General features: G+C 46.4%; 22 protein-coding genes. All 22 read right to left on the minus strand.

The genetic code is table 11. The features are described 5' to 3' along the window. Positions 1 to 14 precede the first annotated feature (14 nt). Complete coding sequence (locus DWX32_RS20135) at positions 15 to 1,280, minus strand: LysM peptidoglycan-binding domain-containing protein (RefSeq protein WP_118659794.1); 1,266 nt, start codon at positions 1,278 to 1,280, stop codon at positions 15 to 17. A 3-nt stretch (positions 1,281 to 1,283) separates the two neighbouring features. Further along, positions 1,284 to 1,493: a tail protein X gene (locus DWX32_RS09720; RefSeq protein WP_243037579.1), complete on the minus strand. Its 210-nt coding sequence runs from the start codon at positions 1,491 to 1,493 to the stop codon at positions 1,284 to 1,286. Positions 1,494 to 1,510: 17 nt separating this feature from the next. Continuing rightward, positions 1,511 to 5,197: a phage tail tape measure protein gene (locus DWX32_RS09725; RefSeq protein WP_158579567.1), complete on the minus strand. Its 3,687-nt coding sequence runs from the start codon at positions 5,195 to 5,197 to the stop codon at positions 1,511 to 1,513. A gap of 129 nt (positions 5,198 to 5,326) precedes the next feature. After that, positions 5,327 to 5,737: a phage tail assembly protein gene (locus DWX32_RS09730; protein ID WP_118659798.1), complete on the minus strand. Its 411-nt coding sequence runs from the start codon at positions 5,735 to 5,737 to the stop codon at positions 5,327 to 5,329. Positions 5,738 to 5,757: 20 nt separating this feature from the next. Next, on the minus strand, positions 5,758 to 6,273 hold the full coding sequence (locus tag DWX32_RS09735; RefSeq protein ID WP_118659800.1) for a phage major tail tube protein: 516 nt from the start codon (positions 6,271 to 6,273) through the stop codon (positions 5,758 to 5,760). Beyond that, entirely contained in the window at positions 6,273 to 7,745 is a 1,473-nt protein-coding gene (locus DWX32_RS09740; protein WP_118659802.1) for a phage tail sheath family protein, read from the minus strand. The genes DWX32_RS09735 and DWX32_RS09740 overlap by 1 nt, the downstream gene beginning before the upstream one ends. Positions 7,746 to 7,751: 6 nt before the next feature. Continuing rightward, entirely contained in the window at positions 7,752 to 8,024 is a 273-nt protein-coding gene (locus DWX32_RS09745; RefSeq protein ID WP_118659804.1) for a hypothetical protein, read from the minus strand. Continuing rightward, a complete protein-coding gene (locus tag DWX32_RS09750; RefSeq protein WP_118659806.1) occupies positions 8,017 to 8,484 on the minus strand; it encodes a hypothetical protein in 468 nt (155 codons plus the stop codon). Before DWX32_RS09750 ends, DWX32_RS09745 begins: the two co-directional genes overlap by 8 nt. Before the next feature lie 3 nt (positions 8,485 to 8,487). Further along, on the minus strand, positions 8,488 to 9,075 hold the full coding sequence (locus DWX32_RS09755) for a phage tail protein (RefSeq protein WP_118659808.1): 588 nt from the start codon (positions 9,073 to 9,075) through the stop codon (positions 8,488 to 8,490). Next, a complete protein-coding gene (locus DWX32_RS09760) occupies positions 9,072 to 9,398 on the minus strand; it encodes a hypothetical protein (protein WP_118659810.1) in 327 nt (108 codons plus the stop codon). Before DWX32_RS09760 ends, DWX32_RS09755 begins: the two co-directional genes overlap by 4 nt. After that, a complete protein-coding gene (locus DWX32_RS09765; protein WP_118659812.1) occupies positions 9,398 to 9,802 on the minus strand; it encodes a hypothetical protein in 405 nt (134 codons plus the stop codon). The genes DWX32_RS09760 and DWX32_RS09765 overlap by 1 nt, the downstream gene beginning before the upstream one ends. 11 nt (positions 9,803 to 9,813) lie before the next feature. Next, positions 9,814 to 10,854, minus strand: coding sequence for a major capsid protein (locus tag DWX32_RS09770; RefSeq protein WP_118659814.1), 1,041 nt, complete (start codon positions 10,852 to 10,854; stop codon positions 9,814 to 9,816). A gap of 18 nt (positions 10,855 to 10,872) precedes the next feature. After that, positions 10,873 to 11,259, minus strand: coding sequence for a hypothetical protein (locus DWX32_RS09775; RefSeq protein WP_118659816.1), 387 nt, complete (start codon positions 11,257 to 11,259; stop codon positions 10,873 to 10,875). 3 nt (positions 11,260 to 11,262) lie between these two features. Next, positions 11,263 to 12,468, minus strand: coding sequence for a head maturation protease, ClpP-related (locus DWX32_RS09780; protein ID WP_118659818.1), 1,206 nt, complete (start codon positions 12,466 to 12,468; stop codon positions 11,263 to 11,265). After that, positions 12,404 to 14,077 (minus strand): phage portal protein, encoded by a 1,674-nt coding sequence (locus DWX32_RS09785; protein ID WP_118659820.1) that lies wholly within the window; start codon positions 14,075 to 14,077, stop codon positions 12,404 to 12,406. The genes DWX32_RS09780 and DWX32_RS09785 overlap by 65 nt, the downstream gene beginning before the upstream one ends. 18 nt (positions 14,078 to 14,095) lie before the next feature. Continuing rightward, positions 14,096 to 14,332, minus strand: a complete 237-nt coding sequence (locus DWX32_RS09790; RefSeq protein ID WP_118659822.1) for a DUF6148 family protein — start codon at positions 14,330 to 14,332, stop codon at positions 14,096 to 14,098. 11 nt (positions 14,333 to 14,343) lie between these two features. Further along, complete coding sequence (locus DWX32_RS09795) at positions 14,344 to 16,227, minus strand: phage terminase large subunit family protein (RefSeq protein ID WP_243037580.1); 1,884 nt, start codon at positions 16,225 to 16,227, stop codon at positions 14,344 to 14,346. After that, positions 16,220 to 16,774 (minus strand): hypothetical protein, encoded by a 555-nt coding sequence (locus DWX32_RS09800; protein ID WP_118659826.1) that lies wholly within the window; start codon positions 16,772 to 16,774, stop codon positions 16,220 to 16,222. Before DWX32_RS09800 ends, DWX32_RS09795 begins: the two co-directional genes overlap by 8 nt. Before the next feature lie 354 nt (positions 16,775 to 17,128). Continuing rightward, complete coding sequence (locus DWX32_RS09805; protein WP_118659828.1) at positions 17,129 to 17,695, minus strand: site-specific integrase; 567 nt, start codon at positions 17,693 to 17,695, stop codon at positions 17,129 to 17,131. A 254-nt stretch (positions 17,696 to 17,949) separates the two neighbouring features. Next, positions 17,950 to 18,399: a hypothetical protein gene (locus DWX32_RS09810; protein WP_118659830.1), complete on the minus strand. Its 450-nt coding sequence runs from the start codon at positions 18,397 to 18,399 to the stop codon at positions 17,950 to 17,952. A 128-nt stretch (positions 18,400 to 18,527) separates the two neighbouring features. Further along, positions 18,528 to 18,707, minus strand: a complete 180-nt coding sequence (locus DWX32_RS09815; protein WP_118659832.1) for a hypothetical protein — start codon at positions 18,705 to 18,707, stop codon at positions 18,528 to 18,530. Then, positions 18,679 to 18,894, minus strand: a complete 216-nt coding sequence (locus tag DWX32_RS09820) for a hypothetical protein (RefSeq protein ID WP_147398480.1) — start codon at positions 18,892 to 18,894, stop codon at positions 18,679 to 18,681. Before DWX32_RS09820 ends, DWX32_RS09815 begins: the two co-directional genes overlap by 29 nt. Between the last annotated feature and the right edge of the window lie 15 nt (positions 18,895 to 18,909).

Raw genomic sequence — 18,909 nt, forward strand, 5'->3', positions numbered from 1 at the left:
CGTTTTCGCCCCCTCTATCCTGGAATTGTTAATGTGGTTCCTGGATAAATCCAGTGTCCGTTACTTGAAGAAGATTTTCCGTGTGACTTCGCGGCCGATTCTATGGTTCCGGAATTTGCGTTATATATCTGCATATACTTTGCACCAGATCCAAGAAACTTCGTGCTGATTCTCCATAGCGTATCGCCGGAAACAATCGTGTATTTCTTTCCGGCTGTTGAAGAAGAAGCCGCCTTTTTAACTGTATCGCCCGAAAGAACCGTCGCAACGGTTACGCCTTTAACGATAATGCAAAGGTGGGCTTCCAGTGTGCAATAATAGCCGTTTCCGGCGTCCTTACTGTGTGATACCTTGTCGATATAATATTTTCCGTCAAGTTTTCCGAAGCCTTCAAGCTTCATACACTTACTGGATATGTATTTCGTGTCGCCTTTCACTTTCAAATTTGCCGTCTGGCACTGTCTGTTATGTTCAAGTAGCTTCGATTTTGCTTTAATCTCTGCGTCTTGTAGGCTTTCCGCGGTTTCATTCAGTTTCAGAATTCGGCTTCCATTCTTTAACATGAATTTATATTTCAATGTCTGATTCTTCTTTGAATCAGTATAGGAAATCGAAACGCCGTCATACATTCGTGTAAGACTGTAAGTAAACGACCAGTTTTCGCAATTTTCTTTTTTCAACGTAAAGCTGGCCGGTTTCTTTTCATATTCTGTCTGGTCGAATGTGACAATCTTCTTGTTATAAAGTTTCATAGCCAGGTTGTGGGAACTACAAAGTTCGAACGCAAAATTCACGTCTTCTTTGTCTGACTGTTCCAGTTCGTCGATCGGATAGTCCTGGCCGGAAAAATACAGTCCGATCTTTGCGGAAGAAGCAATCGAAGAAAGAATCCCTTTGACCGATGTTTTCTTCCAGGTCTTACTTTTTTTCGTGACATTAAAGTCAGTATTGATCGGCGTTGATATTCCGCCGATTGAAGCAATCGAAGGCGGCCCCGAAAAACTCAAATCGTCGATCAGAAAATATCCACAATCGAACTTCCGGTTGTCGCCTTCTTTGTTCCAGTTTGTTAATTTAATTATTGTTTTAACGGAATCCCCCTGAACGGGGATCCAGCTTCCCGACCACTTTCCGCTTCTGTTGTTAAGCTTCAAAGTCACCGTGTCGGCCGATCCGCTGGCGTTGTCAACATAAGAAAAACCCTCTATGTAGTCCGTTATGGTTTTTGTAATGTCTTTATCGTTGTATTTTACTACAACGGACGCCTGACGCGCTTTCATGGCTTACAATCTCCATTCCGGAATATCTTCGTCTTCTTCGTCCGGAAGTTCCGGAATATATACCTTTGTTCCGGCCGAAAAGACAAAAATATCAAGTAGATCCTGGTTATTCTCAAAAAGAAGGCCTATGTATTTCGTGTCGCCGTAAAACTGATAGGCGATAGAATCCCACATGTCACCTTGAACGGTTGTGTAATATCTGTTTTCGTCCACACATTAAGCCCCCTTTCTTACGCGAAAGAAACACGTCTATTCTGCCGTTCATATTCTGCCATCATGGCGTTAAATTTCTCCTGGGACATATCAAGCGCGGATTGTACGTCTTCCTTGCTTGCGTTGCCCTGAATAATGATCTGCGGCTGATAAACGATCTTCGAAGAATTATCCGAAGAATTCTTTTCGCTTGATTTGTTCACGGTGTTGTTTGTTGTTATGTTGTTATAAAGTTCCTTTGTTACGGAATCAGTCTGTGTCTGCGGCTGGCTGTTACCGTCTGCAAGTTCTGACGCTTGTTTATAGGCTTCTGTTGCCGCGTTCGGTTGGCTTCCCATTACTCCAGCGACAACCGTTTTCATGTTCGACCATAATTCAGACAATGGAAGGACTGCTTCCTTGCCGGCTTCTCCGCCACCCAGAAGCGAATTTCCGTTCGCTCCGAATATTGTCGGGCCGGTTAAAATACCGCCGTTCTTGTACCAGTCAACCGAAATCTTCGGCGCTGTTCCTTTTCCGGCAATTCCCCACGGCGCTTGTCCGCCGGAAATATTGAAATGCGGAATCTTAATGTGTGGAAGTGACAGCTTCACGTTTGAGAAAAAGCCGCTGATCGCGCTTAAACCACTCCTGACAGTGCTTTTCGCGCCTTCCAGTTTTTCGGAAATTCCGCTTTTTATTGATTCAAACTTCGATAGTGCCGCTGACCTTGCGCCTTCCAGTTTTTCGGAAAAGCTATTTTTTAGCTGTTCCAGTTTTCCACCGGTCGCCGTGTTGATCGCCGACATTACAGTCGAAGTTGTGGTCTGTATTCCGGCCATTGCTCCGGAAACAATACCTTTGATTCCGCCGCCGGCGTTTGTGTATGCGGCTTTCATGCTATCCAGTCCGCCGCCGGTTACGGTGTTAATAGTTGATAGGGCGCTTGAAGTTATGCTTTGCACTCCGGCCATTGTTCCGGCCATTATGCCCTTGATTCCACCGCCGGCGTTTGTATATGCCGACTTCATGGTTTCTAGGTGTGCGCTTGCGTTCGAAGCCGCCTGGGACATTGCGTTTCCGATCGTAGATTTCACGTTCGAAAATGCGGTTGAAACATTGGATCCGATCGACGACATTTTTTCAGAAAATTTCGAACGAACTTCTTCAAGCTTTCCGCCGGTCAAATTGTTTATGAAAGAATATCCGGCCGTGTAATAGCCTTTTACACCTTCCATAGCGGCCGCGGCTACACCCCTGATTCCGCCGCCGTTTTCTTCGTAGGCTGATTTGATATTGTTCAGTTTTTCGCTGATCGTATCTTTCGCCGCCGACATGATATTTCCGGCGGTTTCCTTCACCTTTGAAAATGCGTCTTTGACCTTATTTTTTATTGCTGTCAGTTTTCCGCCCGTTGCTACGTCTATCGCATTAAACGCACCGGTCACAACCCCTTTCAGGGCGTTAAGTGGTGCAAGCGCCAGCGACGAAAGAGCCTTAAATGCGCCAGAAAAGATATTTTTCAATCCTTCAAGCGCTTTCGACCAGTCGCCAGTGAAAACGCCGGTAAAAAACTGAATGATTCCCTGGAAAAATGTCTTGATTCCGCCGAAAATATTTGTCGCCGTCTGCTTGAAACTTTCAAATACGGACGAAATGAAAGCGAACGCTTCCGGGAATTTATTCGCGAATTCCTGGATATACTGTGAACATTTTTCCTTGAAATTGTTAAATACATTGACGATCCAGTCGCCAAGTTGCGAAGCTTTTTCCTTTACAGTGTCCCAGTTTTTGTATAACAGAACGCCAATCGCAATCACCGCCGTAATGGCGATAATAACAAGGCCGATCGGGCTTGTAAGGAAGGTAAAAGCCGCGCCTAGTGCTGTTGTGACAGCCGTTCCGACTGCACAAATCGCGTTCCATGCCGTCATTGCCGCCGTCTGCGCCCAGGTTGCCGCTGTGCTGGCTCCCTTGACAATAGCGTCTTTGATATACAGTGCATGGATAGCCGCCGTTTCTGCAAGATCTTTCGCTTTTGCGGCTATATTTGCCAGCATGGCCTTTTTCTGTGCAAGAAATACGGTTACAAGTGCTTTTGTTGCTGTTACTGCCTGGATTGTATCTTTTGCGAATTTTACCATTTTCATGGCCGCAATAGCCCCGGCAATGCCTATAATAATAGGTTTCAGAAGTCCCCACTGGTTTAACTTCTGGTAAACCGTCGCCGCCGCGCCGATGATTTTCATAATAGCATTTACAACCGCCGGAATGGCCGTTGTCGCTATAAAAGTGATTGCCGGTTTCGCCGCGTTAAATGCCTGGAATAACTTGTCTTTCAGGTCAAGCGCGACCGCGATCACCTTATCAATCGCCGGTTTGTTGGTTTCGATTGCTGTTTTGATATTCTGGAAGGCCGTCTTTCCGGTTTCTGCCAGAAATGTAAACGCGTCAGTCGCTTTTGTTCGTATGTCGTCCAGAACCGGCTTCACCTTTTCGAAGGCCGCTTGTGCTTTCTTTGCGAAATCTTCCGCCGCCGGAACGGCTTTATCATATAAACTCTGGACTACTCCGACCACTTTATCAGTAATCGAAGGAAGCGCGTCGGCAACGCCTTTTATGGCGTCTTTTGCCATAGGTGCGAACACCTGACACAATCGGATCTTTGCGTCGTCTACGGCCGAATTAAATATCGCCATAGCCGCCGGAAGTGTATCGTTCATCTGGTTCGCCATATTCATAAGCGCGCCGTCTGAATTGTCGAAGGCTTCTGTTAATGACGTCCACGTCGAAGCCGCGCCGTCTGCCCCTTCTTTTACGCCTTCCAGTAAATATCCAAACTGTGTATAGTAGTTTGTGCCGGCAATAGCCGACATGTAGTTGTTTTTCTGTTCCTGGGTAAGTCCGGACATTGCGCCGTTTAATTCAACAAGAATATCTTGCATATTTCGCATTTGACCGGAACTATCGTATATCGAAACGCCCAGTTCCTTAAACGCTTTCTGCGCTACGTCCTTCGTCGTCATACGGACTAACATTGAATTCAACGCTGTTCCAGCTTCGGCGCCCTTGACACCATTGTTCGCCAAGATTCCCAGCGCGGCGGCCGTTTGTTTATAGTCCATTCCGGCCGACTTTGCGGCACCACCGCACCCGATCATAGCTTCCATTAAAGCCTGGGCCGTGGTGTTAGACTTATTATTCGCCTGACATGTAACGTTCAGATAGTCCGTCAACTGATCCGCCGTCAGGCCTAACGCACTCATTGAGTCGGTGACAAGATCCGAGCATGTCGCCAGATCCATTTGTGTAGCTTCTGAAAGTCGAAGAACCGGTTCCAGGGAAGCGATCGAAGTATCGACGTCCCACCCGGCAAGTGCCATATATCCAAGCGCTTCCGAAGCTTCCGTCGCCGTCTTTGTCGTCTTCTTTCCCATTTCCAGCGCGGCGTTTTCCAGCTTTTTCATTTGTTCTTCATTTGCCCCGGCGATCGCGGACGTGTTCGCCATTGCCTGGTTGAAATCCGAATATGTGCTTACCGCGTCTTTTACGAAATCGCCGACCTTAACGGCCGCGAAGGCGGCTGTTGCTATCTTCGCGGCTGTCTTTGCGGCTTTCCCGATAGAATCCAGCTTTTTATTAACTCCGCCGACACTTTTTTCAAGTGAACTTTGAATCTTTCCGCCAATCTCAAGCGCTAATTCATACTTTGTTTTGCTTGCCAATATCGTTCACTTCCTTCGCTACGTCGATGAATTCATCAATCGGAAGATCTGTGAAAAAATCAATACCGGTATGTGTAGCCATCGCAAGATATACGCTGGTTTTCTGTATATCCTGGCCGGAATCATGTCTTATTCGTCTTTGTAGAAAAAACCTGTCACGACATTTTTGATCTTTTCGATCTCGTAAGCCGGAAGATCTTCGAAGAATTCGGCCGGTAAACCAGTTACCTTCGTGGCTACGATCTTCGCGTAAGTCGTTGTTGTTTCCGGCATAAAGCTGGAAATTCCCGTCTTATTGAAAGCTTTTTCAATAGCCGTAAGGTCACGGCCGCGAATGTCTTCCAGGGCGTGAAGGTCAAGTTTTTCATAGATTTCGCCTTCGAAATCGAAAGGTTTTCTGAACTTCACGATCAGATCGTCGTCTTCGCTCTCTTTCTTCGGAAGAAGGGCGTTTTCCGCCCCTTCCGGTACGTTTGCGACCGGAATATCTGCGGTCACGTCTTCCCTTGCTGTTACTTCGTAATTATCTTCTTTGCTCATGTGCTTATTTCCTCACTTTCCTAGATCTGGGATCTTACTTTCTGTAAACGGTCAACGCCGTTAAGTTTCCAGATCAGATTATATTTATCAAGTTCAAGGACGGTCGTTCCGCCGATCTGAATTTTACAGTAAGTAATTTCACGAACGACTTTCGGTTCTCCCTTGCCGCCCTTTTTCAGGCTTCCAAGTTCGAACGACTTCACCTTTCCTTTTGTTGTTACGACCAGGCCTTCAAAATCGTTTGTCTGTGTTGCTGTGTTCAGCACTTGCATAGATCCGCGATATGTGACATTTCCAGTCTGTGTAATGAAATCAAACATTTCTCTACTAATGTTCTGAAATGTTGTTTCTGTTTCAAGCGATCCGAAGCTTCCTTCGATAGCTTCTTCGATCTCGCCGCCGATTCCGGCGCCGTCGATCGTTTCCGTCATGTACTCGAAACTAGGAAGCGAAACTTCGCTTGAAACTCCGACGTACTTATGACCGGATCCGTATGTGTTAAAGTTGTTTAACACGGTAGGAATTTTATATCCCATTATTCAGCACCCCCTTCAAGTGCGGCCTGGGTAATGGTAGGATCGAATTCAAATACGTTTTCGATGTCTTCCGCCGGTACATAGCCGCCGATTCTTGTATGGAACTTAATGTGTCCGCCCAGGATATTCGCGATCGGATTTTCTTCGTGATCGAATACAATTTCGCCGCCGGCTATATCGTCGGATCCCTGAAGGCCGTTCAACTGAATGTTGAATCCGGAAACTACTTCGTCAATCAGTCTGTAATTTGTCAGATCGTCCACGTTCTGGAAGAACGAAAGTTTGAAGTTGTTTTCGATGTAATCGAAAATAGTTACAATGTTGATCCATCTGTCGATCGGATCTGTCGAAGACGGGTAAGCCGCGGTATTGTTTCCCCAGGCTTTCCAGCCGTTCATGTTGATTGCGGTAACTACGCCGCAAGCGTTACAATAATCGTTCGCTTCGTCCATATCCAGGATAATTTCGTCGCCGGCCTTGTTGTAGGTTCCGGTGATTTTAAGATCCTTATTTGAAGGACTTCTTGAAGGAACGCCGCTGTTATTTGCGGCTAAATACTGTAAGCTTGCCGCAAGTTGGGCGGAAAAGTAATAAACATAATCGCCGACGCCAACAAGCGGCCATGTCGGAATTGTGTTTCTGTCGGAATATCCGGACTTATCCTTGAATTCCTTTACTTCGTCCGCTGATTCTGCCTTTTCTGTGTCTGTGTCAATATCTGACACGACCTTCGCTGTGAAAAGGGAAGAAATCAGGTTCGCTTTTGCGTTAAGCGCAAGATTTACCGCCGGAATGTGTGACCAGCCAGGCGCCAGAAGTAAAGAAGGAACGATTCCGTATTTCGGATAAACGTTTCCGATCAGTTCCATTCCAGTTTTCTTCTTTGAAGAAACGTCATAGCTTCCGATCACGTCCTGATATGTGACCTTCGAAGGATCGATCTGAACGTAAGTCACTTTTACTTTCTTCGCGCTCTTTGCGGCTCCGGTTGCCACGATTGCGATTGAAACTGTACCGTCTGAATTGAAAGAAGCGATATAGTCTTCGTCTGCTTTGTAGCTTGTTGCGCCGGTTTCGTCAGATACGGAAAGTTTATCCATAAGGATTCCGGTTTCTGTGACCTTTGCTGTTCCGCCTACGACGTCGAATGTCTTTGAAAGTTCCGCTGATACATGTTTCTTCGGATCCAGAACGTTAATAAGCACGATCGGGGCAACTCCGAAGACGTCGAATGTCGCGTAAACGCTCTGGCATAATGTGTAATTCTTGAAATCGTCGCTATATCCCAGGGCGGAAATCGCGTCCGCCTTCTTGTATGCGACGAAAGGCTTATTCACTGTGTCGTAAGGATCGGCGGCAAGGTTGACCGGTGCCGTTCCGATGATACACTGTAAACAGCCGTCGGACGTTACCGGCGTGGCTAACTGTGTAGCCTGGCGGCTTGTCCTGATACCATGTTTGTAATTAGACATAGCTTTTTACTCTCCTTCCGTAAACTCTTTTACTTCCGCTTCGCTGATCTCTGCGATTTTATCGAAGGCAATCGCTTCCGCTGTTCCTTCGACGCGGATATTCTTTGAAACGTCCACAATGTTTTCAAGTGGAACGATCAAATTCTGAATAATCGGTTTCTTTCCGGCGATCTTTTCAAGATTCTTCGGAATTCCACCTTCAAAAACAGCGCCGTTTTTAACGACGCCGCGAATTGTAGGCCCTAAATACATGACCTTTTTATTTTCTTTTCTAGTCATATTCGGTTTCCCTCATTTCCATTTTACTAACGTCCCATAAAGTAGACATTCCGCCGATAAACTTCGGCCAGGTGTCTTCTTCCTGGAACTTCTTTGTGATCGGGAACTGGATTCTGTATCGCTGATCTATCAGACGATCTTTCAGGAATCTGTCTTGTAATTTATTTAAGACATTCGCAACGTCAAAATGTCCCTGGCGGTTCGGGTTCTGATCCTGGATTCCAACCAGAAAATAGATTGAACAAATATTGTTTGAATCTTCCCCAGCGATCGTTTCTTCGTCCAGACACACCAGCACGTAAGGAAAGTGGTCTTTGTCATTCTTCCCTTGCTTTGCTGGTAAATTCTGCGGATAGACGTTGAATTCTACCATTTCGCCATTGTTTAACGTGACATATCCTTTCAGTTCTTCTTTCACAACTTCAACAAGTGTCTTCTGTAAAAAAATATCTGTCTGCATGTCTTACCCCCTTCGCAAAAGGTTGTTGATCTCCGCGTCAATTCGCTTTTGAAGCGTTTCGTTTGCGTCGCGGTTGATCTTATTCATAATGTCTTCATTCTTCACCATCTGCGGAACAGACGGGCCGTATAGCTGTTTGATCGGAAGACTTTTCGCGGACGTTCTGGAAAAAACGTCGACGTGTCCGGATTTCATAACAGCAACGAAAGACTTCGGGTTTCCGTCCAGCGGCTTTACGCCGCCGGCCTTCTTAACACCGGCACGATATACCTTCGGCGATCTGGACGCCCCACGGTATCGAACCGGTGTTTTTGGATTTACCTTGAATTTTGACAAGGCAATTCCGGCACCTTGCGAAATTGCCGCGGCTTGAAGCCGTGACTTTGTGGCTTTTGTGACATTGACAGTCTTTTTCACTTCGCCGGACGTGATAAAATACCTTTCCGACGTTTCTTTTCCCATATTCTTCTTTACGTTCTGAATCGCCCTGTTGATTGCCCTGGAAACAACCGTCGGGGCGTTCTTTTTCATGTTTCCTAAACGTTTTTCAACGTCTTCAATGCCGGAAACCTTTATTTCCGAAACGATCAATCTTCGTTACCTGATAGAATGATCGTATAGCCGCCCATATCTTCATTAACAGTTTTGATCGGGTAGATCTCTCCGTCGAAGGATAAGTGTTGACCGGCCACCGGTTCAAATTCCAGGTATTTTTTTTGTACGAAAATCATTTTATCGTCGGTGAATATTCCGTCGGCGTCCGCATGTTTTCCAAGTGAAAGCGTGATAATTATGTCGTTATCAACTACGACCGGAACTTCATTTCCTTGCAATTCGTGAATTTCCGCGAATTCGTCCGTATTGAAGAATGTGGTTTCAAAATCTTTTTCAAGCTGTTCTTTGAAGCTTTTCATTACTTGTTGGATCCGTCGTCAGAACCAGCTTCCATTTCTTCCTGAAAATTGATAACTGTTTCTTTCAGATCGTCCAGGGCCTTGTCTTTGTAATCTTCGCCAAGATCAAGCCCGATAGAAGCCGCGTATTGTGCAACGTCGGCCTTTGAGCGAAGCTTCATGATCTCGTCAGCGCTTTTCAGGCTGTCTACACCGCCGAACCCGTCTGTGAATCCGTCATTGTCCGGATCTTCGTCGGAATCTTCCGCCGCAAGCGTTGCCAGCGGATCAGTGTCTACAACCTCAACGAATTTTTTTCTTTTAAGGAACGCAAGATCAAGCGGTGAAATATCTTCCGGAAGGATTGTTCCAGGAAGGTATTTCTTGCCGCCGGTTCTTACCTCGATTTTTGTTCTGTATGCCATATAATCGCCCCCTACTCTGCTTTTGTGCCGTCAACGTAGATAATCGCCCAGGAATCAACGTCGTAAGGTCTAGGAAGTGGACGAGAAGTAAGACGTAACATCTTAACTTCGTTCTTCTCGTCTGCGTACTCCTTCGGAACAAGCTTTCCTTCGTAAGTGACGAATTTCTTATCTTCCATCTGGGTAACAGATCCATACTCAACCTGTCCTTCGCCGTCGGAATGTCCGATCAGAACAGTTCCGGCCGGGATCATTGCTTCCTCGTCGCCTTCGTCGTTTAAGAACCATTCGTCGTATGTGTAAATGTCAAGATCCAGTTCTGCAATTCTTCCGTAGAAGGTAAGCGCCGGATCTACTACTCGCGGCTCAATAACAACATTCTTCATGTTAAGAACGTTCATGGCCTTCATGACATAAGAGTTATTAACGAAGTCCTCGATTGCGTCAGACGCGAAAATCGCAATATCGGGTGCCTTTCCGGTCGCCTTGATAATCTTTCTTCTGATCTCGCGAAGCGGCTTCAAAGGATCCGCGCTGGCAAGCGACCACTTCTCGTCGGCTCCCAGATAGATAATATTTGAGAAGCCGAAGTCGATCTGAACATCAAGTCCTTCTTCCTCGTCCTCAACGTCGATTTTTCCTTCAAAAAGGATCTGACGGCACATCCACTCTTTTCTTCGTGCGATTGATTCTTCAAGATCCGTCCAGTCTTTCGCCAGAAGTTCGTCTTCTCTTTCCTCTGGCGTTCTCTGGCTGTAAATATTCTCACCGATCGCGCGCTGTGTAATGTCGTCGATTGTCATAGGTCTTTCAGGTGCGATCTTCGGTGTAGTGAACTGGTTCGTTCTGAATCCCTGGCGTGTGATAACCTTTCCGCCCATTCTAGGACTTACAAGCGGCGCCATGATTCTTTTTCCTTTTCTTACATCAAATTCAACCTTTTCGGAAACATGCGTTTCCTCTGTCGGGAAGAAAGTCTTCTGTAAGAAGGTTTTGACGGGCGGCGTCTGGTCGAACGCTTCCATCATTTCGCGTGTTGTGTAATCAGACATGATTTAATACCCCCTTGTTTACTCGTATTTCTGGACGTTACGAAGGTACATTCCGACGCCCTTCATATCGTCTTCGTATGTGTCAATAGTTGCTTCGGACTTAACAATCACCGCGCCGCGGTTGAAATGTCCGGTAATGTAGCACGTAGCCGGTACGTTCTCGTTTTTATCCTCTGATCCGGTGTCTACGTCGTCCGTAAGGATTCCGAACACCTTCAAAGTAACGGAAGAAACGGTTGTTCCGGCAAGATAAGCGTGTTTGTCAGATCCCTTCACGATAAGGGATCCGCGTTTCAATACGCCCTGACCTTTTTTCAGGCCGATTCCTTCTTTCAAAACCGGGTAGTCAGGTGACGCAAAAAGTGAATCCGGCGTAAATTCGCCGACTTTTTCATATAATCCCATGATTTATTTCTCCTTTCTTCTCTTGTCGCCCTTTAACGCGTTTGCAAATCCGCGAACTTTGGCTTCCTTCTGTTCCGGTGTCTGCGCTCCGGCGTCGTTTCCAACGTTCGGAACTGCTCCAACCTCTCCGGATCCGGATTTTGTCAGATCGTCAACAACATTTGTCATTGTCTGCGCTCCGGCGGCGTTGTTTGCTTTCATCTGTGCCAGTGCAAGATCAGCGGCGGAAAGTGGCTCGTCATACTTTGCCTTTTTCAAAACGTCGTCAGGAATTCCGTTCGCGATCTCGTCAATGGCTTTTAAGCGATCGCGTTCGTTCTGAATAGCTTCGTCCACGATCTGATTTATCATATCGGGATAAGCACTTCGCAACTGTGCGGCGTTCTCGATTTTCACCGGCGCCGTGTTCTGGTTCTGATTCTGTCCCATGTCATTATTTCCTTTCTGTGGATTGGTTTTATTAAAAAAAGTCCCGTCGTCCTTCTGCGGCGTTTTAGAAAGATTTTGAACCTTTTTTCGAACATCATCGGGAAGAATAGGTTCCACGTAGTTCTTGAAACTATATCTTCCTTCGTTTGTGACTGCGGCGTTCGTGAAGTTTTCTTCGATCACTTCGTCGCAAAATCCATTGTCAACGGCTTCCTGGCCGACATACCAGGCCGTTTCGTTCATCATTTCTTCGATTTCGTCGTCTGTTTTTCCCAGGCGATCGCGATAAACGGCCTTGATTGAATCTTTTACTTTGTCGGTTGCTTCCGCTAACTTTCGCAAATCGTCCGCTTCGTAGGCTCCATAAACCGTTACTTTTGGATTGTGGGCCATAATTACGCCGTTTTTTGCGATTCTGCGTGTTTCTGCCGCTTGTAAAATGATCGTGGCGGCGGAAGCACAAATTCCGATAATTGTCGCGGTAATCTTTGCGCTGTTTGCCACAAGCGCGTTATAAATCGCATTTGCCGCGAATACGTCGCCGCCCTGGGACTGAATCAATACGTTTATATTGTCTTTAGGCCCCAGCGCGTTCAAATCGTTGATAAAATTTCTGTAAGTGACACAATCGTCACTCCACCAGTCTTCTTCCGAAGAAATCGTTCCGAAAAGTTGTAATTCGGCGTCGTTTCCGTGTTCTGTGAAGTTCCAGAATTTATTGACCTTCGGCGCCGGTGTCGCCATGTTCAGGAACTTTGTCTTCTTTGTTGCCTTCTTCATCGTCAATATTCTCCTTTTCTGTTTTATTTTCAGCCGGTGCGGACGGTGCCGCGCCAGAAATGCCGTATTCTTTCATCAGGTCATTTTCGCGTGCAAGCTGGGCGACGTTTGCTTCAAAGTTGCCGCCGGTCATTTCGATTGTTTCCTTCTGACGTGTCGAAATTCCGATTGATATTCTTTCTTTTGCCGCGTTTACTTCTTTGATCGGATCGATCATTCCTTGGGCTGGGCCGTTCCATTGTGCGCCGGAGTATGCTTTTTTGATCATCGGATCCAGGAAGAATCCTGGCGCCTTTAATCTTCCGGAGGAAATTGCTTCGATCAGGAAAATCTCATATATCGGCTGGCAAAAATCAGCGGCAAGCCACGCCCTTTTCATTCGAAAAGCCTTCCAGGCTTCCAGAAGTGCGGCACGTGAAGCGGAATAATTCGACGTGAAGCTCTTTGTCAGTAATTCGACCGGGATTTCCAGTGCGGCGCCGATATACTTCGAAAGTGCGGTCACGAACGCGTCAAAATTCGTCGAAGGCCTTTTCGCGTCGGCGATCTCGACCTTTTCGCCCGGATTCAACATGTTCACCATTCCAGGCCCCAGTTCGTAACTGACATCATCGTTTGTCACTTCTTCGCCTTCCGGGACTACTCCGGTGAACCCTACGTCTTGCGCTCCGGATTCCGATGTAATAAACACTGTGAAGAATCCGTTGATAACAGCCGCCATTTGTTCGGCTTCGCTGTATCTGGTTAATTGCTTCAATGAATCAATAACCGGCGCCAAATAAGGAACGCCGCGGTATTGCTCCGGGCGTTCTGTTTCGTAAATCATTAGCACGTTCGGAATTCCCGTCTTATCGCCGAAGGCTTTTACACGCGTCCACTTCTTTTCCGCGTGAAGGTTGCTGTTCGGATAAGTCGAACAGATATGGTATGCCACGATCTGGCCGGCGTCGTTAAGTTCAACGCCGTTATAGATCCGGTTCCCGGTCTGTAAGTCCTTCGCGTATAAATTCACGGTATTCCCGGTTGTGTGCGGCGTCGAAACTCGATCCGATTCGATCAGGCGAACGCGCAAGCCATACGGGAAGAATTTCTTCGGGCGTTCGTACTCTACCAGGACGCAAGCGTCGCCGTTCATAAGCCACGACATTAACGCCGTTTGTTGGATCTCATAAAAATTATTTGATCGTGTGGCGTCGCAAAACTTTGATTCCGCCCATAATTCAAATTCGCGTTCCGCCTGGCGTTGCCATTCTGCCGCCGCTTCCGGCGTCATTCCAAGATAGGAATAGTCGATCGTGCTTTTCAGCTTCAATCCTTCGCCGACTACATTCGTTCGGTTTGTCTTGATTGCCGAAGCGGCCAGCGGCGCCGACATATACAAACTTCTTGATCGCTGGCGTAGTGTCGGAAGATTCTTGTCAATGTCTTCTTGCGGACTTTTTGATCTTGCCGACCAGCCGCGCATTGAATTTTTTGTTCTGGAAGCCCCCGATTCGTCATATCCTGAATTTTGAAACGTCCGGATCAGTTCCATTCCCATTCGTGCCTGTTGTCGTTTCAGGGCGGCCGCCGGATTGAAAGCTTCAATCGCTTTGTCGATAATATTCACTTTTCAGCCACCGCCTTTCTAAATATCACGCGGAACAAATCGGAAAGCCTTGTTTTTTCCGCCTGATTCTAATAAATCAATCTGTTTTTCCAGGTCTTTAATAGCCGCCCGGATAGTTCCAAGATCGGCACGTTTTAAGCTTTTCGTCCCGATCGTGTATTCCTGGTTAAGAAGAACAGCTTCTTCTGCTTCCAGGTACATATTCAGCCTGGATTTATAACGTTCCAGGCGTTCCTTCTGTGTGTTGCTTAACATATTTCACCGCCTTACAACTGGACGCCGCGGTTTAAGGCGCCAGTTTTTCGTTTTCCGGTCTTTTTTGCCGGTTGTCTTTTCATGTAGTTAATTCCGGCCTTGACCTTCGATTCCAGAACGTCCCAGTCAGGACGTAGGATCTCGACCGCGGCTGTGGAATAATTTCGAAGATCCAGCGGTTCGTTTCTGATTCCGCCGGCTTTCTTTACCCACTTGATAACCGGGCGCCCGTCTTTTATGTGAACGACGCGTTGCTCACTGTTAAGCCCCTTTATGTAGGTTTCGTTATATCCGCGGTCGGCATTGATCGGAAAATGGCAATACCCCGGCCCTTCGTCAACCGTATTAAGCCGCGTCATAAGTATTTCTTTTCCGGAATCCACACCCAGGATAAAAACCTTAACTTTTAGCTGGTTGTTTGTGGATAACTTGTGTATAAGTGGAATACCTGGGCCACCCATACCCTTAACACCGTAAATCCTTTTGCTTTTTCGCTCCATTTTTTTCAGCCATTTGTAACATTGTGTCGTGAAATGGCCGCCGGTATCTATGCAAGTGCAAGCGATCAGAAGCGAACTTCCGGAAGCAAAGTAAAATTCTTTATCAAGATAGTTTTCCAGAAGATCCCAGGTTTCTTCTTTTTCCAGGTCGCCGAAAATCTTATCGTACTTAATGCCCCACGATTCATAACCGCGGCCCCAGCCGGTGATCTCGATTTCGAAACGGTCGTCCTGAACGTCCACGCCGGCCGTGAGAACGACAGCACCGTCCGGAATGTCTGCTTCGTATCTTTCGCGGCGTCCGATGATAGAATCATCGTCGGCACTTTTGCCGCGTTCTTCCCATGTTTCGCCAAGCGTCGTATTGATCCAGGTTTTCATTTTGTTAATGTCGCCGTTTTCCTTCAATTCCTTTTGTGCTTCCCTGAATTCCCGGATAATTTCTTCCCAGTGTTTCCACGGTGACGCTAATTCGTTAAGGTGAAAGCTTCTTTTTCGCTTTCTGTCCGGAAATTTTGCGATATACTTTCCTTTTTGCTGTTTCCAGTCAACTTCGGAAATATGTTCGCCGCAAAATTTACATTCCATCGTCACATCTGAAAAATGAATCCTTCCCCATTCGTAGGACTGGTATTTTCCACAACAAGGGCAAGGAACACACCATTCTTCTTGTGATCCGGATAGAAATTCGGCTTCGATCTGGCTCTGTCCTTTGATTGTCGGCGTTGAAACCTTTATTTTTTTACGGTTCCAGAAGGTCGTCGTTCGCTTTTCGGCTAACTTGATCGGGTTTCCTTCTGTTCCGGCGCTGGCCGGATAGCGGTCGATCTCGTCCATTAAGGCGATTCGGATAGGTCTTGACGCCAGGGAAGCCGGCGAATTCGCCCCGGCCATAGTGATATGACCGCCCGGAAACTGTTTGTGAAGGATTGTGTTTCCAGAATTCTTCGATTTTGCGTCGCGAACCTTGCCGCGAAGTGCCGGCGTGTCGCGGATCATCGGCGCCAGTCTGTCCTTCGAAAAGGTCTGGGCCATTTCGATTGTCGGATTTACAACCAGGATCGGCGCCGGATCGTAGTCGATATAATATCCGATCGTGTTCAGGATAAGTTCTGTCTTTCCAACCTGGGCGGAAGACATAATCACCACTTCTTCACATTCCGGATTGTTTACGGCGTCCAAGATCTCGCGCTGGTAAGGTGCGCGGTCTGTGTTCCAGCGTCCGGCTTCGGCGCTACTTTCTGCCGACAGTCTTCTTTCAGCGTCCGCCCACTGGCTAACCGTCATAATAGGCGGCGGCGCTACTGCTTTCGCTATCTTTTCAAATAATTTGATTGTCTTTAAGTCGATACCTAAATCTTTCGAACGTTTTCTGTCTGGCTCTGATTTAATCATCGTCTTCACCTTCGACGTATTCATCACTATAAAAAGCCTTCGGATCGTAGTCTTTCAATTCGTTTAAGGCTTCCGTGACTTCCGCTGTCAGGCGATCTTTGATAAATCCGGCGTCGCGGCTTTCCAGCACCGGCGCAACCTTCGAAGGGATATTCATAACCCTTGTTTTGAATGAAGTCAGCATGTCAGTCATTACTTTTTCGACGTCTTCGGCCTTGTGAAGTTCTCCCTTCATGGTTTGAAGGCGAAGTTCTGAAATGTGACGCTTAACTCTTTCGTGAAGTGCTTTTTCTTCTTCAATGTTCAGTTCTCCGTCCGGATTGTCCTGGTTTGCCGTGTCAACGGCAAGCTTCAAAGACAAGATATAATTCTTAACGGATTCCTGGAAGTTGTACCGGCCTTTCGCCACGCGGACGATGATTCCTTCTTCTGCCATCTGGCGAATACGTCTGTCAGACACGCCGAATATATCGCCCAGGACGGCGGCCGATACGGTCAAGCTGTCTACGTTCGTGATTTTTGCTGATTCTGTTTCTGCTTTTGCCATATCCTCGCCCCCTTTCCGGTCAAATCGGTAACGGCAACTTCTGTTATTTTTTGTCTGTATCTAGGAAGATTTTGGGCTTCGCTTACCCGCGGGGCCGATTCGGTCGCCGGAAGAACCTACGAAAGTTCGGGGAAAAATTCCCCGATGATTTTCACGTCCTGGCCGGGTGCCTTGTCGTCCCCTTCTCTTGACATATCTTGTAATTGTGTCAAGTCGCTTGTGCGCCTTTCCTTTCTATTAAACGCAACGAAAACGAACACACTTCACTTGTCAACGCCCCGTTGTGTCAAGTAAAAGGCAAAAAGAAAGAAGTCTTCCGATTATCCGTGTGGATAGGAAGGCTTCTTGTGTGTGCTATCTCTTGCCCTTGCCATGTTTAAAGGTCAGGCTCTTAATCAGCTTATCTTTGTTGTCCTGGTTGATACCAATGTATCGAAGGGTGACGCTTATGTCTGCGTGGTTGAATATCTCCATCAGTGTAACCGCGTCGTGTGTCTGCTGGTACATGTGATAGCCGAATGTCTTTCGTAGTGTGTGCGTGCCTATTGCTTCCAGGCCGAACACCTTCGCCGCGTCAGTCAGTACGTTATACGCTTGCTGTCTGGTGATAGGCTTATTCGGGTATCGTGGCGATTTGAATAGATATTCATAATCTCTTTTACCGGCGATATATTCTTCGATAATAGGTTTCAGTTCAGAATTTATCGGGAATCTTTTTTCCTTCCCGGTTTTTTTCTCCCTGATATAAACAGCGTCTTTTTCCCGGACGTCACGAATTCGGAATTTCAAAATGTCCGAAATTCTAAGCCCGGTATAAATGCCAAACATGAAAAGAACATAATCACGTTCATTATTCGATTTTAGGTATTCGGCCAAATCCATCACAAGATCCATGTCCCTGATCGGTTCGACCGTATTCATCGGGCCACCCCCTTTTTATGTACGCAAAAAGCGCCGCCATTTCTGGCGACGCCTTTCAAGGAATTTTTGATTCACTTATCAACGCTAATATATTAACACGGATTGACACGACATTTCCACGACATATTTCACGACAAAAACACGACATAAAACACGACATGTAATTTTCGCGTAAATCCTTGTAAAATGTGGATTTCTTGAAAAATCAACGTTTCAAAAAGTGAAAAAATTTTCGTTTCAAAAAATTTTCATTTTCAAATCAGCCCTTTGTCCTTCATATCGCTTTCGATTCTCTGGAACTGGCGAACAGAAAGTCCGATTTCGTCCGCGGCGGCCGCTTGTGTTTTTTTCTGAATCACGCGGCAATAGTAAACTTGTGCTTCCATTCCGGAAAGTCCGGCGTAGATTTTTTTCACGCGTCGCATGGTTCGGCGAAGATCTTTTCGTTCTTCCGTAAGCTGGTTTATCTTTTCCGTGTCACGGTCGATCATTTCCAGGCCTTCGGCGAATGAAATATGTGTCGAAGGGAAAGATTCCTTCGAATAGTCAATCCCACCAACGCCAGAAGGGCCATACCAGCCACACATTTTTTTCACTTTTTCGATAGATCTTCGGTGATTCTTGATCTTCTCGTTGCATAGCATAATTTGAAGATCAATGTCTGTAAAAAGATTCCTTTCGTTTGAATTCGATGGTTTCGCCATTTTCAGCTTCCCCTTGCAATTATAACTTTTCGTGTTATAATTATTAAAGGCTACTTTTTAGGGCGGAATTGCTGATCGGCGTTCCGTCTTTTTATTTTACCACTTATTTTTTGTCAAATCAAATACTTTTAGTAATATCCGGTTACTACAAGCCAGAAGCCTTCTTTTCCGTCTTTTTTATACAGAAAATCAGTTTCAACGCCGGATTTCACAAGTTCGTTCATCGTGTCGATCATGTCGTCCGGATCGTGACACTTTATCGTGTCGCCGACTTTCAGGTCAGATCTCTTTTTCTTCTCCTGGGACATTCTTTTCACCTTCTTTCCAGTTTTTCACGCCGAAACTGCTATTATATCCAGCTTCACGAAGAATTTTCCGAACCCGATCGAATTCCTTCTGTGAAAACTTTTCAATTTTTGCTATAACGACCGAATTTTCGATTTTCGCCGTATATCCAGCCTTTTCCAATATCAAAACCGCTTCTTCTTTGCTCATTTTCTTTCCCTTTCT

Source organism: Blautia sp. AF19-13LB, assembly GCF_003479105.1.
Taxonomy (GTDB): Bacteria; Bacillota; Clostridia; order Lachnospirales; family Lachnospiraceae; genus Fusicatenibacter; species Fusicatenibacter saccharivorans.